Source organism: Streptomyces flaveus (genome assembly GCF_014647675.1).
In the GTDB taxonomy this organism is placed as follows: domain Bacteria; phylum Actinomycetota; class Actinomycetes; order Streptomycetales; family Streptomycetaceae; genus Streptomyces; species Streptomyces flaveus.
This window is the reverse complement of the sequence record NZ_BMPQ01000033.1, coordinates 30,010-44,888: the sequence shown is the minus strand read 5'-3', so window position 1 is coordinate 44,888 and position 14,879 is coordinate 30,010. Positions and strand designations below refer to the sequence as shown.

The 14,879-nt window shown below is 69.7% G+C and carries 19 protein-coding genes; 11 read left to right on the top strand and 8 right to left on the bottom strand.

Features of this window, described 5'->3' with window-relative positions; translation table 11 throughout:
- Nucleotides 1-84: 84 nt before the first annotated feature.
- Nucleotides 85-561, top strand: coding sequence for an ATP-binding protein (locus tag IEZ21_RS38935; RefSeq protein WP_189326555.1), 477 nt, complete (start codon nucleotides 85-87; stop codon nucleotides 559-561).
- A 66-nt stretch (nucleotides 562-627) separates the two neighbouring features.
- On the opposite strand, the gene IEZ21_RS38930 is transcribed toward IEZ21_RS38935, so the two are convergent.
- From IEZ21_RS38930 to rpmG, 5 genes are all read right to left on the bottom strand, one after another.
- Nucleotides 628-846 carry a DUF397 domain-containing protein gene (locus IEZ21_RS38930; protein WP_051744783.1) on the bottom strand — a complete coding sequence of 73 codons (219 nt, stop codon included), beginning with the start codon at nucleotides 844-846 and terminating at the stop codon, nucleotides 628-630.
- A gap of 389 nt (nucleotides 847-1,235) precedes the next feature.
- Nucleotides 1,236-1,469: a 30S ribosomal protein S18 gene (gene rpsR, locus IEZ21_RS38925; RefSeq protein WP_033321689.1), complete on the bottom strand. Its 234-nt coding sequence runs from the start codon at nucleotides 1,467-1,469 to the stop codon at nucleotides 1,236-1,238.
- A gap of 3 nt (nucleotides 1,470-1,472) precedes the next feature.
- Nucleotides 1,473-2,597: a CobW family GTP-binding protein gene (locus IEZ21_RS38920; protein ID WP_189326554.1), complete on the bottom strand. Its 1,125-nt coding sequence runs from the start codon at nucleotides 2,595-2,597 to the stop codon at nucleotides 1,473-1,475.
- Nucleotides 2,597-2,851 (bottom strand): type B 50S ribosomal protein L31, encoded by a 255-nt coding sequence (locus IEZ21_RS38915; protein ID WP_189326553.1) that lies wholly within the window; start codon nucleotides 2,849-2,851, stop codon nucleotides 2,597-2,599. Before IEZ21_RS38915 ends, IEZ21_RS38920 begins: the two co-directional genes overlap by 1 nt.
- A gap of 5 nt (nucleotides 2,852-2,856) precedes the next feature.
- Nucleotides 2,857-3,021, bottom strand: coding sequence for a 50S ribosomal protein L33 (gene rpmG / locus IEZ21_RS38910; RefSeq protein ID WP_189326552.1), 165 nt, complete (start codon nucleotides 3,019-3,021; stop codon nucleotides 2,857-2,859).
- Nucleotides 3,022-3,093: 72 nt separating this feature from the next.
- Between rpmG and rpmB the strand changes: the two genes are divergently transcribed.
- The 3 genes from rpmB to IEZ21_RS38895 all read left to right on the top strand — a co-directional run bounded on the left by rpmB (nucleotide 3,094) and on the right by IEZ21_RS38895 (nucleotide 4,212).
- Complete coding sequence (gene rpmB / locus IEZ21_RS38905) at nucleotides 3,094-3,330, top strand: 50S ribosomal protein L28 (RefSeq protein WP_033321693.1); 237 nt, start codon at nucleotides 3,094-3,096, stop codon at nucleotides 3,328-3,330.
- Nucleotides 3,330-3,635 (top strand): 30S ribosomal protein S14, encoded by a 306-nt coding sequence (gene rpsN, locus IEZ21_RS38900; protein WP_033321694.1) that lies wholly within the window; start codon nucleotides 3,330-3,332, stop codon nucleotides 3,633-3,635. The genes rpmB and rpsN overlap by 1 nt, the downstream gene beginning before the upstream one ends.
- Before the next feature lie 70 nt (nucleotides 3,636-3,705).
- On the top strand, nucleotides 3,706-4,212 hold the full coding sequence (locus IEZ21_RS38895; protein WP_189326551.1) for a hypothetical protein: 507 nt from the start codon (nucleotides 3,706-3,708) through the stop codon (nucleotides 4,210-4,212).
- Nucleotides 4,213-4,327: 115 nt separating this feature from the next.
- Here the strand turns inward: IEZ21_RS38895 and IEZ21_RS38890 are convergent, their stop codons facing one another.
- Entirely contained in the window at nucleotides 4,328-5,464 is a 1,137-nt protein-coding gene (locus IEZ21_RS38890; protein ID WP_246568609.1) for a DUF2786 domain-containing protein, read from the bottom strand.
- Between the two features lie 13 nt (nucleotides 5,465-5,477).
- The gene (locus IEZ21_RS38885; RefSeq protein WP_189326550.1) at nucleotides 5,478-5,915 is read right to left on the bottom strand and encodes a hypothetical protein; all 438 of its coding nucleotides are present in this window, start codon (nucleotides 5,913-5,915) and stop codon (nucleotides 5,478-5,480) included.
- 114 nt (nucleotides 5,916-6,029) lie between these two features.
- Here IEZ21_RS38885 and IEZ21_RS38880 point away from each other — a divergent pair, with 114 nt between their 5' ends.
- The 6 genes from IEZ21_RS38880 (at nucleotide 6,030) to IEZ21_RS38855 (ending at nucleotide 11,180) form a co-directional block, all read left to right on the top strand.
- On the top strand, nucleotides 6,030-6,869 hold the full coding sequence (locus IEZ21_RS38880) for a helix-turn-helix domain-containing protein (protein ID WP_189326590.1): 840 nt from the start codon (nucleotides 6,030-6,032) through the stop codon (nucleotides 6,867-6,869).
- Nucleotides 6,866-7,117, top strand: a complete 252-nt coding sequence (locus IEZ21_RS38875) for a DUF397 domain-containing protein (protein ID WP_189326549.1) — start codon at nucleotides 6,866-6,868, stop codon at nucleotides 7,115-7,117. Before IEZ21_RS38880 ends, IEZ21_RS38875 begins: the two co-directional genes overlap by 4 nt.
- Before the next feature lie 106 nt (nucleotides 7,118-7,223).
- Nucleotides 7,224-7,853: a TetR/AcrR family transcriptional regulator gene (locus IEZ21_RS38870; RefSeq protein ID WP_189326548.1), complete on the top strand. Its 630-nt coding sequence runs from the start codon at nucleotides 7,224-7,226 to the stop codon at nucleotides 7,851-7,853.
- 31 nt (nucleotides 7,854-7,884) lie between these two features.
- A complete protein-coding gene (locus tag IEZ21_RS38865; RefSeq protein WP_189326547.1) occupies nucleotides 7,885-8,490 on the top strand; it encodes a Uma2 family endonuclease in 606 nt (201 codons plus the stop codon).
- Between the two features lie 157 nt (nucleotides 8,491-8,647).
- Nucleotides 8,648-9,379 (top strand): Clp protease N-terminal domain-containing protein, encoded by a 732-nt coding sequence (locus tag IEZ21_RS38860; RefSeq protein WP_189326546.1) that lies wholly within the window; start codon nucleotides 8,648-8,650, stop codon nucleotides 9,377-9,379.
- A 109-nt stretch (nucleotides 9,380-9,488) separates the two neighbouring features.
- Nucleotides 9,489-11,180, top strand: coding sequence for a bifunctional 3'-5' exonuclease/DNA polymerase (locus IEZ21_RS38855; protein ID WP_189326545.1), 1,692 nt, complete (start codon nucleotides 9,489-9,491; stop codon nucleotides 11,178-11,180).
- A 140-nt stretch (nucleotides 11,181-11,320) separates the two neighbouring features.
- Here the strand turns inward: IEZ21_RS38855 and IEZ21_RS38850 are convergent, their stop codons facing one another.
- Complete coding sequence (locus tag IEZ21_RS38850) at nucleotides 11,321-12,169, bottom strand: glycosyltransferase family 2 protein (protein ID WP_220450463.1); 849 nt, start codon at nucleotides 12,167-12,169, stop codon at nucleotides 11,321-11,323.
- Between the two features lie 362 nt (nucleotides 12,170-12,531).
- On the opposite strand from IEZ21_RS38850, the gene IEZ21_RS38845 reads away from it, so the two are divergent.
- Complete coding sequence (locus IEZ21_RS38845) at nucleotides 12,532-14,877, top strand: ATP-binding SpoIIE family protein phosphatase (RefSeq protein WP_189326543.1); 2,346 nt, start codon at nucleotides 12,532-12,534, stop codon at nucleotides 14,875-14,877.
- The last annotated feature ends 2 nt before the right edge of the window (nucleotides 14,878-14,879 follow it).

Sequence of the window (14,879 nt, the reverse complement as noted above, 5' to 3'; positions counted from 1 at the left end):
TCGGAACCATGGTCTCGCGCCACCGCTGCATCGCAACGACCGCGAATCCCGGGAGTGCCTCGCATGGGGACGAATGGATCGACCATGCTCGAGCCGTTACGGCAGGGGCTTCCGCCACTGGATCCCGCGGCCGTGTCCAACGCCGCTTCTTGTGCTCTGCCCGCCCGCTACGAAGCGGTGCGCGACGCACGGAAGTTCACGCGCGGAACTCTGGACGAGTGGGACATAGGCGACCGCTTCGACGACGTGTGCCTGGTCGTCTCCGAACTCGTCACCAACGCGCTGCGGCATGCGCTGCCCGCGGACACCCCACGCGGGTCCGAGTTCGGTCCGCCCGTGCGGCTGCACTTGATGCACTGGACCGGGAGACTCGTGTGCGCCGTGCGCGATCCCAGTCACGACAGTCCGGTGGCGCGCGACTCGGACGACTTCTCGGCGGAGTCGGGACGCGGCCTGTTCCTGGTGGACTCGTTCGCCGACAGCTGGGGGTGGCACCCGCTCGCGGGCACGCTCAACGGCAAGGTCGTGTGGGCGCTGTTCCGGCTCCAGTCGGCCGGCTGAGGAACCGCGGCGCTTTTTCGCGCCGCGGTTCTACGCGCGTTACGGTGCGCAAGAGGGCGATCGCCCTCAGTTGCCCACCAGGTGGTCGAACTCGCCGTCCTTGATGCCCAGGAGCATGGCCTCGATCTCGGCGCGCGTGTAGACGAGCGCGGGCCCGTCCGGGAAGCGCGAGTTGCGCACCGCCACCTCGCCTCCGGGCAGCCGGGCGAACTCCACACAGGAGCCCTGGGAATTGCTGTGCCTGCTCTTCTGCCAGGCCGCCCCATTCAGCTCCGTGGCAGCCATGCCGTTGTACACGTCGTGGTCCACAGGTCGCTCCCCAGTGGCGCAGTTGGCGTTTTGGTGCCAGTGATGCGGTGGTCAACTGACCCGGATCATAGCCCTCTTCATGTGCGGATGCATGGGCAGATGCACGTGCACGCGCGGTGGTCCTGCGGTTACAGCACTCACTCGCGCCTCACACGTTGACAGCTGTCCCAGCGCCTGCCCCGGAGATCGCATCGCATGCGGCCTCCGGCCCCGTGCCGGTCGAACCCCTCGTACGTAGGAACAGACGTATCCCGCACGGTTTGTGTTCCATTGAACGGCCGCCGAACTGACTGCCCGTCAACGACAGCGGCCCTCCACCGACGGCATGAACACCGCTGGTGGAGGGCCGATGGGGTGGCGCGTGGCTACCGTGACGCGTACGGCAACAGTGCCATCTCCCGTGCGTTCTTGATCGCGCGGGCCAGCCGCCGCTGCTGCTGGGAAGAAACCCGGGTGACGCGGCGGCTGCGGATCTTGCCCCGGTCCGAGATGAACTTCCGTAGCAGGTCGGTGTCCTTGTAGTCGATGTACGTGATCCCGGCCACGTCCAGGGGGTTGGGGCGGGACTTCTGGGGCTTGCGTTCGGGCTTGCGGGGCATGGGTCAGATCTCCAGGAGGGTGTCGAAGGCGGGCGGGAGCTGTTTCCAGGCGGTGCGGCCCGCCGCGTACTCCGCGTCGGTCAACAGGCAGGATTCGAGGAGCCGTTCAAGGCCGTCGCGGTCCAGCCCCGGAGACGTGAAGACCAGGTGCTGGCAGCAGTCGCCGTGCTCCGGGTCCCAGTCGAGGGCCGCCGCGGCGCGGCGTACCGGCGGCACCATCTCCCAGGCCGCGTCCGGCAGGGAGGCCAGCCAGGGGCCCGCGTTCTCGACGCACAGGGCGCCCCCGGCCGCGTCCCAGTGCAGCAGCGTGTCGGGCCGGTCGGCGAGCCAGAACCGGCCGCGGCTACGGGCCGCGGCGCAGGTCACGTCCTCCAGCGCCGCGTACAGCCGCTCCGGGTGGAAGGGACGCCGACGGTGCCATACGAGGGTGGAGACGCCGCACTCGTCCGCCTCGGCCGGCAGCAGTGCACAGGCCGGGTGCTGGGCGGCAGCGGCGGCTTCCACGTCGAAGCCGGCCAGTGCGGCACCCGCCAAGTCACCGTGGCCGAGCGGGACTTGGCGGGCGGTCGGATGGAGTTGCGCCAGCAGCGCCCGGTCCTCGTCGTCGGCCTCGTCGGACTCGGCGACGGCGAGCACGGGCGCGTACTCCAGCTGACGCGCGAACGTGTCGGCGATGGTGCGCTGGTCGGTGGCGGCAGCGGCGAGGCCCGCCTCCGCGAGGTCGTCGCCGTTGCCGAGATACGGCAGCACCAGCGCGGGGTCGACCGCCGTGATCACGCAGGTCAGCCGGAGCCCGGCGCCCGCGACCACCTCGGCCATCGCCTTGGGCTCGACCGACTCCCACAGCTCCACGACCGCGAGCCGCGTCGTCCCGTCCTCCGCGAGCCGCTCCAACTCCGGCACCAGGTCCTCGCGCAGCGCACAGCACGCACAGTCGTTGACGAGCGGCGCCTCACCGGTCGACACCGGGCCGCCGCTGTCGCGGATCGTGCGAACGACCGTGCCCTGCACGGCCGTCGCGAGGTCATGGTGCAGCGCGACGGCCCCCGGTACGTCCGTGAGCAGCCGGTCGACGGCCGCTCTGCGGGCATCGGCGTGCAGTCCGCCGACGATGGCGACGGACAGCATCAGCCGGCCTCGCGCTTGCCGTACCGCTTCTCGAAGCGCTCCACACGGCCCGCCGTGTCCAGCACGCGGGCCGTCCCCGTATAGAAGGGATGGCTCACGTTCGAGATCTCGACGTCGACGACCGGGTAGGTGTTGCCGTCCTCCCACTCGATCGTCTTCTCGCTCGTCATGGTCGAGCGGGTCAGAAAGGCGTAGTCGGCGGCACGGTCGCGGAAGACGACAGGGCCGTACGCCGGGTGGGTCCCCTCACGCATCGGGATCAGCGCTCCTCTCGGAAGTCGACGTGGCGGCCCACGGCGGGGTCGTACTTGCGCAGGGTCAGCCGGTCGGGGTCGTTACGCCGGTTCTTGCGCGTGACGTACGTGTAGCCGGTCCCGGCCGTGGACCGGAGCTTGATGACTGGACGGAGTTCGTTGCGTGCCATGCGACTAGTATATGAAAACGGATCCCGTTTCCAATAACGCGAGTCAGCGAGAAACCAGAGAGGTACGTCACCATGTCCGCCCACTGCATGCTGACCGGAGCCCAACCACGCTTCGGCAACACCATTTCCCACTCCCATCGGCGTACGTCCCGCCGCTTCGACCCCAACATCCAGAGCAAGCGCTACTGGCTGCCGAGCGAGGGCAGGCACGTACGGCTGAAGCTCAGCACGAAGGGGATCAAGACCGTCGACACGATCGGCGTCGAGGCGGCCGTGGCCAGGATTCGTGCCCGTGGGGTGAAGGTCTGATGGCAAAGAAGAGCAAGATCGCGAAGAACGAGAAGCGCCAGGAGATCGTCGCGCGGTACGCGGCCCGCCGTGCCGAGCTGAAGGAGATCATCCGCCGGCCGTCCTCCTCGGAGGCCGAAAAGCTCGCCGCCCGGGAGGAACTGCGCAGGCAGCCGCGCGACGCCAGCGCCACGCGCGTACGCAACCGGGACAGTGTGGACGGACGGCCGCGCGGGTACCTGCGCACCTTCGGGCTCTCGCGGGTGAATCTGCGCAAGCAGGCGCACGCGGGTTTTCTGCCCGGTGTGCGCAAATCGTCCTGGTAGACGGGCCTGCTGTACGCACTGGTAGCTTGCGGTCGACCAGCTTCTTCTGGCCCGACCCTTGGGGGCTTCAGTGACTTCGGCGACCTTCTCGCGCAGGCAGGCGCGGTTCGCGTCCGTGGCGGCGGGGCTGGCTGCCGCGCTCGTCCTGACCGGGTGCAGCGGCAGCGAGGACGGGGGTGGGGACGAGGCCTCGTCGCCTCAGCCGAGCGCTGTGGCGAGCTCGGCTGACGCCGACGGAGGCTCCGGTGGGGGTGCGGCCGGGGCCGACGGGGTGGAAGGCAGCTGGGTCACCACGAAGAACGGCAAGCTCGTCGCGTTGATGTTCGACGGTGCGAAGGTCGCGCTGTTCTCGACGGCCGGGTCCTGGTGCAGCGGGACCGCCGGGGAGACGTCGGGCACCCAGAAGATCACCCTGAAGTGCAACGACGGCAGCAAGGACCGGGCCGAGGGCGTGATCGACTCCGTCAACTCCTCGACCATGAAGGTCACATGGGAGGGGTCCGGCGAGGAGACGTACACGCGGTCGGAGGACGGGAAGTGGCCTGAGGGGTTGCCGACGGCCGGCTTGGGCTCCTGAGCCCGGGCCTTCTTCTTCCGGGCCTGCCTTCTTCCGGGTCTGCTTCCGATGTCGCTGACGGTCCGTGGAATCCGATCCTTCGGGTTCCACGGGCCGTTCGGTTTTCCGGGTGCGGTCAGGGGAGTTGCTGGTGCGGTTCGACCTGGGCCCGGTCCGCCGCCTCGGCGCCCTGGGTCCAGCCCGCCGCGTCGTTGACTCCGCGCACGCGGGTCATGGTCGTCTCCGGGAACATGCGGTCCGTTCGGTCGCTGACCGCGGCCTCGCGGGTGGCGAGGACCGGAAGGAGGTCCTCGGTCACCTGGGTCTCGGTGGCGGACGTCAGGCGGGTGGCGATGCGGTGGGCGTACGCCGCGAGGAACGACTGGCGGAAGGTCTTCGTACGGCGGCGGCCGGACGCGCGGGCGGCTGCCTCCGCCTTCGTCATCGCGGCGGTGGCCTGCACGAGCAGTGAGGTGTGGAGGAGTTCGACCGCCTCCAGATCCGGCTCGAAGCCGACCACCGTGGAGAAGCCGAGGGGTTCGTTCCATACGGCGCGGCAGCGGTTCGCGGCGGCGACCGCGTCGAGGAGGGTGGCCTTGGCCGTCTCGTACGGCGGGTCGATCCCTATCCGGCACGCGCCGGGCGCGTCCGCGGCGGGCGTACGCGCCGCGAGCAGGGCCTCGTCGATGCTGTGCCGCGCCATCAGCTCCTGCGCCTTGCCGGTGAGCGCCTCGGCCTCCTCCGGGAAGCCGGTCGCCTCCGCCTTGGCGAGCAGGGCGCGGATACGGGGGAGCATGCGGGACTCGGGCGTTTTGTGGGGCGCCTTGTGGGGTGGCTTTGCGATCGGGTCGTCGAGCGGTTCGAGGGGTGGCAGGCGGAGGAGCAGCCGGTAGAGCTCCAGTGCGGCGGTCGCGTACGAGAAGCGGTCAGTACGTTCTGTTCGTACGGTGCTGGGGTCCAGGTCTTCGAGTTGGGCCGCCCATCGGCGTCCGCGTGGCTGCTTGTGGCGGGCCTCCGCACCGAGGATCAGGCCCGACACCAGGCGTACGTGTGTCTCGTCCAGCTCGCGTCGCACGATCCGTACGACGTCTGCGGGCTGCCAGCCGCGCCGCCAAGCTGTGGTGATGAACTCCTCGCCGCGCAGGGTGAGTTCGGCGTCGGCCGAGGGGTCGGCGGCGAGCAGGGATGCGGCCGTGTCGAGGGTCGTGTCGGTGTCGGCGTAGAGGGCGGTTTTGAAGGCGCGGTCCACGGTGCCGGGTGTACTCGTACTCACGTGTTCGATCGTGTCACGGCTCTTCGGGGTGGAGGGCGCCTCGCAGGAGCAGCGCGTGTACGAGGTGGTCGCGGGTCGTCGGCCGGTAGCGCCAGGTCAGGGGCCAGGTGAGGCCGCCCAGGGCGGGGACCGGGATGTACGAGACGCGGTTCGGGCCTGCGGTGAGACGGGTGACGCCGTCGGGCCAGGAGCGGTAGGAGGTGCTGCCGATTGGCACCAGGAAGTAGACGGCGCGTCTGCCGTTGGCCTCCTCGACCACTGGGCCGGGGGTGCCGCCCGTCATCCGCGCGAGGCGGTCGGCGAGGGCTCGGCCTTCGTCGCCGTCCACGCGTACGGCGTCGAACTGGACGCCTGCTTTGCGGAGTTGGATGCCGCGGGTGGGGATCCAGTCGGGGACTTCGGGGTTGAGTGGGGGTTCGTCGAGGTTTGACTCGTCACTTTGCGTATTCATGCGGACAGTTTGCGTAGGCGCGGCTAGCGTTTTCATGACTTTGCGTTGCCGGTCGGGAGCGAGTCGTGGTGAGTCGGTACCGGTTGGGTTCGGTTGAGTGCGGAGGTGACCGCGATGGCGCGGGCGGAGAACAAGACGGAAGCGGGCGGTACGGCGCGCATGGTGGCCGCCCTGGCGAAGGCGTTGCGCGAGCAACAGGGGCTTTCGCAGGAGCAGTTGGGGAAGCTGATCGGGTACACGGCGGCGGCGATCAGCGCGATGGAGACGTGCGCGCAGCCCGCGAGTGATCAGATGCTCGTCAAGCTGGAGGAGGTGCTCGGGGGCGGGTTGGGGGTGTTCGAGAAGGCACGGGCGTTGATGCGGTTGGAGAAGTACCCGGCGCAGTTCAAGAACTTCGCGCTGATGGAGGCGGAAGCAGTGACGCTGTGCGCGTACGAGTCCTACGTGGTCAACGGGCTCTTTCAGACAGAGGGGTACGCACGGTCCCTGATCGGTGGCGGTTTTCCGAGGCTCACCGAGGACAAGGTGGAGGAGCTGGTCGAGGCACGTATGGCACGCAAGGCGCTCTTCGACCGCGACCCGACCGCGATGATCGAGTTGCTCCTCGACGAGTCGGTGCTGAAGCGGCCGTTCGGCCCCTGGGATGTGCATCGCGAGCAGCTGCACTCGCTCACAGAGGACGCCGAGCGGGACAATGTCAGCATCCAAGTGATGCCTCTGGAGCGCGGCTTGCGGGGCAGTCATGCGGGTGCCCGTGGCGACATGATCCAGGTGGAGACCAAGGAGCACCACCACGTGGTCTACATGGAGATCGAGGACGAGAGCATCCTGGTCAGCGATCTCGCCAAGGTCGCCCAACTCTCGCACCGCTATGCGAAGATCCGCTCACAGGCTCTGAGCCCGGACGACTCCCTGAGCCTCATCCAGCGGTTGGCAGGAGAAGAGCGTCAATGAACAGCACACCGCAGTGGTTCAAGTCGAGCTACAGCAATGACAGCGGCGGCGCTTGCCTCGAAGTCGCGTACGACTGGCGCAAGTCGACGCACAGCGACGGCGGCGGCGGGAACTGCGTCGAGGTCGCCACCTGCCCCCACGCCACCACCGTCCACATCCGCGACTCCAAGAACCCGGGCGGGCCCACTCTCTCCATGACCGCCGGTTCCTGGACCACCCTCCTCACCACCTTGCGCGCGAAAATGTGACACTCGCACCCCCATGTGTCACATTTTCGTGCGCACCCCCTCCCCCTCCGGGTGAGCCGCAGCCAGTCCGGGCGCGGGCCCGCCACCGTCACGGCAGGCTGCCCACATGAGCATCCACGCGCCGCCGGGAATGGGCACCGTCTACCGAGCCGTGCTCGCCACGCTGGCCGAGCACGGGCCGCGCCGTCCGCCCATCGCGGAGATCGCGCGCCGGGCCGCCACCAGCCGCCAGTACCTCTACCGGAACTGGCCGGACTTCCAGGTCCTCATCCAGAAAGCATGCAAAGCGGAGCTGGACCGTCTGCTGGATGTGGCGAGCTGCACCGGCGGCACGCTGCCGCAGCCCTGCCGCTTGCCGGCGCAACTCGTGCGCGCGGCCCGGCTGCTGCGCGAGCACCCCGTAACCCGCGCGACCGCCCGTACCAGCCCTGATCTCCTCCTCACCGCCTTGACGAGACCGACCACTGCACTGCACACACGAGCCCTGTACTGGGTGCAAGCAGGCCTCTGCATATCGCAACCCAGCGCGGATCACTCGACCACGGCCCGCACCCTGTTCACCGTGACGGCACCGTTCGCCCTCGTACCGCCCCCATGGGACGACCCTTCCGACCGGGAACTCCTCAACACCCGCCTGAGTACAGCCCTGCACGCTTGTCTGGGTCTCACCCCGGCCTGCTCGGACTGTTCCCACAAGGCCGAGCGGATCCCGTACACGCTTGGATACGCTGAGTAGCGCATGGCCTGCTTCGCAAGAAAGGCGCATCATGACGGTGATGCTGGAACGACCGACGATAAGCGGCACGGAGCCCCCCAGCTTCGAGGGCATGCTGGACGCCCTCGACGAGCTGCACGTGCCCGACGGCTACAAGGCCGAGATCATCAAGGGGAACATCGTCTTGTCGCCGTGGTCGAAGGGGTACTACCTCGACGTGATGGATCTGATCTGCGATCAGCTGCGTCCTCACCTGCCCGACGGGCATCGGATCAGCTCGTCGCCTGCGCTGTTCGTGTTCCCCGGAATCGAGCGCGCGTACGGCCCTGACATCCATGTGGCTCACCGGAAGGCCCGCCGGACCGAGAGCAACAAACTGGACGGGGAGGCCCTCTCCTTGGTCGCCGAACTGACCTCGCCCTCCACCCGAGACGACGACCTGACCGACAAGGTCGAGACCTACGGGAAGGCAGGCGTCCCTGTCTACCTGATCCTTGACATGCAGGAGAAGCAGGCCACCGTCCTGTGGGCGCCGTCCGCCAAGGGGTACGAGGGCCGCTTCACCAAGGACTTCGGCGAGAAGATCCACATCCCCGCACCGTTCGACTGCACACTCGACACGGACTTCGAGGCTCTGCTGGAGGCAGAGGAGAGCTGACCCGTGACCGCGTGAGGGGCGCCCGGTCGGGCGCCCCTCTTTTCGGTCCGCACCAGATGAACGAGTTGATCTCGCCGCAGCCGCCGGGTCGCCGGGGCCTCGGAGGTGGCGTCAACTCAAGGTTGACACCCTATTGCTGTCAACCTACGGTTGACGCATGACCGAGAACTCACCCGCCACCGCATCCGTACGTCTCGACGACCTCATCGAAGCCATCAAGAAGGTCCACACCGACGCGCTGGACCAGCTCCAGGACGCGGTGATCGCCGCGGACCACCTCGGCGACGTGGCCGATCACCTGATCGGGCACTTCGTGGACCAGGCCCGGCGTTCGGGCGCGTCCTGGACGGACATCGGCAAGAGCATGGGGGTCACCCGGCAGGCCGCCCAGAAGCGGTTCGTGCCGAAGGCCGAGTCGGACCTCGACCCCAGCCAGGGCTTCAGCCGCTACACGCCACGGGCCAGGAACGTGGTGGTCGTCTCCCAGGAGGAAGCCAGGACCGCGGGCAACGACCAGATCCGCACCGAGCACCTGGTCCTCGGCCTGATCGCCGAACCGGACGGCCTCGGGGCGAAGGCGATCACCGCGCAGGGCGTCACCCTGGACGCCGTGCGCGAGGCCGCGACCGCCGCCCTTCCGCCGCGCGCCGAGAGCATCCCCGCACTCATCCCCTTCGACGGCAGCGCCAAGAAAGTCCTCGAACTGACCTTCCGCGAGGCCCTGCGCCTCGGCCACAACTACATCGGCACGGAGCACATCCTGCTCGCACTGCTGGAGCACGAGGCCGGCACGGGCCTGCTCAGCGGGCTCGGCGTCGACAAGGCTGCGGTCGAGGCGAACATCGCGAAGGCGCTGGAGAAGATCCGCCAGTCCCTCCAGGAGGAATGACCGGCCGCGACAGGGGAAATGACCGACCGCGACCTGTGCCCGGCGCTGAATACGGCCCTGAACTTGCAGGTCAGGGCCATTGTCAGACCCTCCTGCGAGACTCGCAGTCATGACCGACCGGTGGGCTCTCGCGCCGACCGAGGACGGCGGCGCGGAGCTCGCCCCCCTCGGCCCCGACGGGGTGTCCGCCGGACCGCTCCTCAGGGAGCCGGACCTCGCGGAGTCCGTACGGTCCCGGCCGGACGTCACGCGCTGGGTGTGGCGGTCGACGGCCGAGGTCTATCCCCGGCTGCACGACGCGGGTGTCCGCGTGGAGCGGTGTTACGACATGGAGGCCGCCGAGACCCTCCTCCTCGGCCACGAGGGACGCCTCGGCGAGCCCCGCTCGGCGGCCGCCGCCCTGGCCAGGCTGCGCGGCGGCCCCGTACCGCCGGACCCACCGCAGCGTTCCGCCGAGCCGGGCTCGCAGTCCTCCCTGTTCGAGCCGCGTCCCGTGCACGTACCGCTGGAACAGCTCATAGAGGTGTATGAGCACCAGCAGCGAAGACACGACGCGACCGCGCACCCCGAGCGGATGCGGCTGCTGACGGCCGCCGAGTCGGCGGGCATGCTCGTGGCGACCGGGATGAACGCGTCCGGGCTGCCCTGGCGTGCGGACGTACACCGCGAGGTCCTGCACGAGCTGCTGGGCGAGCGGTACGCGGGCGGGGGCGAGCCACGGCGCCTTGCCGAGCTGACGGACGAGGTGTCGGCCGCGTTCGGGCGCCGGGTGCGGCCCGATCTGCCCGCGGACGTCGTCAAGGCCTTCGCGCAGGCCGGGATCAAGGTCAAGTCCACACGCCGCTGGGAGATCGAGACGGTCGACCATCCGGCCGTGAAACCGCTCGTCGAGTACAAGAAGCTGTACCGGATCTGGGTGGCGCACGGCTGGTCGTGGCTGCAGGACTGGGTGCGGGACGGGCGGTTCCGGCCGGAGTACCTGCCGGGCGGGACGGTCACCGGGCGCTGGGTGACCAATGGCGGCGGCGCGCTGCAGATCCCCAAGGTGATCCGTCGCGCCGTGATCGCCGACCCGGGCTGGCGGCTCGTCGTGGCGGACGCCGACCAGATGGAGCCGCGCGTGCTGGCCGCGATCTCGCGCGACCCGGGCCTGATGGAGGTCGCGGGGCGGGAGACCGACCTCTACCAGTCCGTCTCCGACCGCGCCTTCGCCGGCAACCGCGACCAGGCGAAGCTCGCGGTGCTCGGCGCGGTGTACGGGCAGACGTCCGGGGACGGCCTCAAGAACCTCGCCGCGCTGCGCCGCCGCTTCCCCAAAGCGGTCGCGTACGTCGACGACGCGGCGCGGGCGGGCGAGGAGGGACGGCTCGTGCGTACGTGGCTGGGGCGGACGTGCCCTCCGGCGGTGGGCGCCGCGGACTCGGCCGAGGAGGCGGGGATTCCGCAGGACGAGCCGGCTGTCGAGGCCGCCGACGCCGACGAGTGGGTGCCGGGTTACGCCTCCACCAACTCCCGCGCCCGTGGCCGCTTCGCCCGTAACTTCGTCGTCCAGGGCAGCGCCGCCGACTGGACCCTGCTCGTCCTCGCCGCCCTCCGCCGCGCCTGCCGGGACATGGCCGCCGAGCTGGTCTTCTTCCAGCACGACGAGGTGATCGTGCACTGTCCGGCCGAGGAGGCGGACGCGGTGGTCACGGCGGTACGGGAGGCGGCGGACCTGGCGGGCAGGCTGACGTTCGGCGAGACGCCGGTGCGGTTTCCGTTCACGACGGCGGTGGTCGAGTGCTACGCCGACGCCAAGTAAGCGCTCCGCTGGAAGTGCAGTGATTCGACTGCGGGCCGGTGGGGGCTGGTCGCGCCCACGCGGCGGAGCCGCAGATTGACACAGCCCCGCGCCCCTAAGAGGCCTGCGGCCTTCCTAGGGGCGCGATACCGCACCGGACCTCAGATGACCGGCGGTCGCCCCAGTCGTGCGAGATGCCACACGGTTCGCCAGCGCATCGGCCGCCGTTCGCCGCCCGGCTCCCGCAGGCCCTCCACGAAGCCGCCGAACCAGGCGCGCAGGCCGCCGACGGAGCGCGTACGCAGGAGGGTCAGCGCGATCCAGACGCCCAGGTGGACGGGGATGAGCGGGAGGGGCAGCCGGCGCCTGGTCAGCCAGACGCGGTTGCGGGCGGTGACCCGGTGGTAGATGGCGTGCCGGGCGGGGGAGGTCTTGGGGTGCTGGAGGAGCAGTTCCGGTACGTACCGGATGGTCCAGCCGGCGTCGGCGGCCCGCCACGCCAGGTCGGTCTCCTCGTGCGCGAAGAAGAACTCCGCGGGCCAGTCGCCGATCTCCGCGAGCATCTTCATGGAGAGGGCGTGCGCGCCCCCGAGGAAGCCGGTCACGAGTCCGCCGCGCAGCGGGTCCTTGGCGCCGAGCCGGGGCACATGGCGCCGCTGGGTCTCGCCGTGCTCGTCGGCGATGCGGAAGGCCACGATGCCCAGGCGCGGATCGGCGGCGTACAAGTCCCGTACTTTGCTGAGGACATCGGTGTCGACGAGCAGTCCGTCGTCGTCCAGCTCGACGACGACGTCCACGTCGCCGAACTCCCGCAGCTGCCGCAGCGCGACGTTCCGGCCGCCCGGGCAGCCGAGGTTCTCGTCGAGCTCGATGGTGGTGACCTCGCAGGGAAGTCCGGTGAACTCGGGAAGGGGGCAGCCGTTCCCCACGACCACGACTCTTGCCGGCGGGAGGTCCTGCTTGGCCACCGAGACCAGCAGCGCTTCGACCTCCGCGGGTCGATTCCCCATGGTCACCACGGCAACGGCGATCCGCGGTTCGACCGACACGATGCCCACCTCACTCCCTCGACAACGGGGACGATGCTAGCCGTTAATGCTAAGGAGGCCCTAAGTACACCCTGAGTTGAAGCTTGTGTCGGTGAACAAGAACCTCGGGGTCCCTTTCCTCGTACGTACGCCGACGAGGATGCGCTCACGGCGGGCGGTCTTCGTACGGTCTTCGGCGCATTCGTTCTACACGCGGGTCCGACTTGTCCGTTCAGTCCTGAGCGCGCACGCTGAGGACTGACAAGGACAGTACCGATATGTCTGACATGACTGGCGCGATCGAGCGAAGCGCCACGATTGAGTGAAGCGCGAAGTGAGCGACGATGGACACCGCCACAGCCACCATCAGCCCACAGGGCATCGTCACGGGCTGGAGCGAAGGAGCTCGCCGACTGCTGGGTTACAGCGCGCCTGAGATCGTGGGGCGCACCGCGGTCGATCTGCTCGCCACGGTGGGACTCTCCGGCGCCACCGGTTACGCCCTGGCCAGTTCGCGGGAGTGGAGCGGCACGGCGGCCCTCCGCCATCAGGACGGTCACCGCCTCGATCTCACCGTGCACTCCGCCCCCTCTCTGGACCGGAACGGCAAGACGCAGTCGTTCCTCGTGACCGCCACCACGGACGCGCCCGAGTCGGCGTACCACCACGAGGTGGTGGAGTGGGCGTTCACCCAGTCCTCGATCGCCATGTCCGCCCTCACCAAGGATTCGCACGGGTGGCACGTCGCCGCGTCGGGGCAGCACACCGACGAGTACCCGAACGAGGGGAACGAGGCATTTCTGCGGTCCGTCGACCGGGTCGTCGAGCAGGCGACACCGACGCGTTACGAGGGCTGTACGCCTGCACCGTCCGCCCTCCGTCAGCATGCCTGGGTCACCGAGATGTGGCCCGTCCGGGATCCCGCCACCGGCCGGGTGTGCGGGGTCGGCACCGCCACGTTCGACAGCAGCGAGCAGCACTGGGCGCGGCAGCGGCTGGCCCTGCTGAACGAGGCGGGCACCAGTATCGGCACCACCCTGGATGTGACCCGTACCGCCCAGGAACTCGCCGATCTGGTCGTGCCCCGGCTCGCCGACTTCATCAGCGTGGACCTGCTCGAATCCGTGACCCGCGGGGAGGAACCGGTCGCGGGACCGGTCGACGTGGACGTGGTGCTGCGGCGGATCGCGCACGCGTCCGGCTCCGAGGAGTCGCCCGAGGCGGCGGTCGGCCTCGGCGAGGCCGACACCTACCCCTCGTTCTCGCCTCCGGCGCGCTGTCTGGCCACCGGGCGGGCGGTGCTCAGCGGGGCGGACGATCCCGACTTCGTGCGGTGGATCGGGCAGAGCGAGGCCAGGAGCGCGAGCGTACGCGGGCAGGGTCTCCACTCGATCATGGCGGTTCCGCTGCGGGCCCGCGGGATCACGCTCGGGGTGGCCGTCTTCGCCCGGGGCCGGTCCTCGGAGCCCTTCGCCCAGGACGATCTGGTCCTCGCCGAGGAGCTGGCGGGACGGGCGGCCGTCGGCGTGGACAACGCGCGCCGTTACACCCGCGAGCGCACCAACGCGCTCACGCTGCAACGCAGCCTCCTGCCGCGCGAGTTCCCCGAGCAGGCGGCCGTCGAGGTCGCGTTCCGTTATCTGCCAGCCGGTTCGGGGGCCGGGGTGGGCGGCGACTGGTTCGACGTGGTGCCGCTTTCCGGTACGCGGGTCGCGCTGGTCGTCGGGGACGTGGTCGGCCATGGGCTGCACGCCTCGGCGACGATGGGGCGGCTGCGTACGGCCGTACGTACGCTCGCGGATGTCGATCTGCCGCCGGACGAGCTCCTCACCCATCTCGACGACCTGGTCACCCATCTCGCCTCGGACTACGACGAGCCCCTCTCCGCGGACCTGCCGGACCCCGGCGACTTCGGTGAGATCGGCGCCACCTGTCTGTACGCCGTCTACGATCCGGTCTCGCGCATGTGCACCCTCGCCAGCGCCGGCCATCCGCCGCCCGCCGTGCTGCTGCCCGACGGTACGGTCACCCTGGTCGAGCTCTCGCCCGGGCCGCTGCTGGGGGTGGGCGGGCTGCCCTTCGAGTCCACCGAGATCGAACTGCCCGAGGGTTCCCTGCTCGCCTTCTACACCGACGGACTCGTCGAGGCCCGCGACCATGACGTCGGTGCCGGTCTCGACCGGCTGTGCCAGGCCCTCGCCTCCCCCGTGCCCTCGCTCGACGTCACCTGCGACGCCATCCTCAAGGCGCTGCTGCCCGACAGCCGAGCCGACGACGTGGCCCTGCTTCTCGCGCGCACCCGCGCGCTGCACGCCGACCAGGTCGCCGCCTGGGCCCTGCCGTCCGACCCCGCGATCGTCGCCGCCGCCCGCGCCCAGACCTCCCGCCAACTGGCGACCTGGGGGCTGGAAGAGGCGGCGTTCATCACCGAGCTGGTGGTGAGCGAGCTGGTCACCAACGCCATCCGGTACGGAGCGGTCCCCATAGGCCTGCGCCTGATCCGCGACCGCGCCCTCATCTGCGAGGTCTCCGACGCCAGCAGTACGGCTCCCCATCTGCGCCGCGCCCGCATCTTCGACGAGGGCGGCCGAGGCCTGCACATGGTCGCCCAGCTCACCCAGGGCTGGGGCACCCGCCAGACCTCCACGGGCAAAACCATCTGGGCCGAACAACCCCTCCCGGCCAGCTGAAG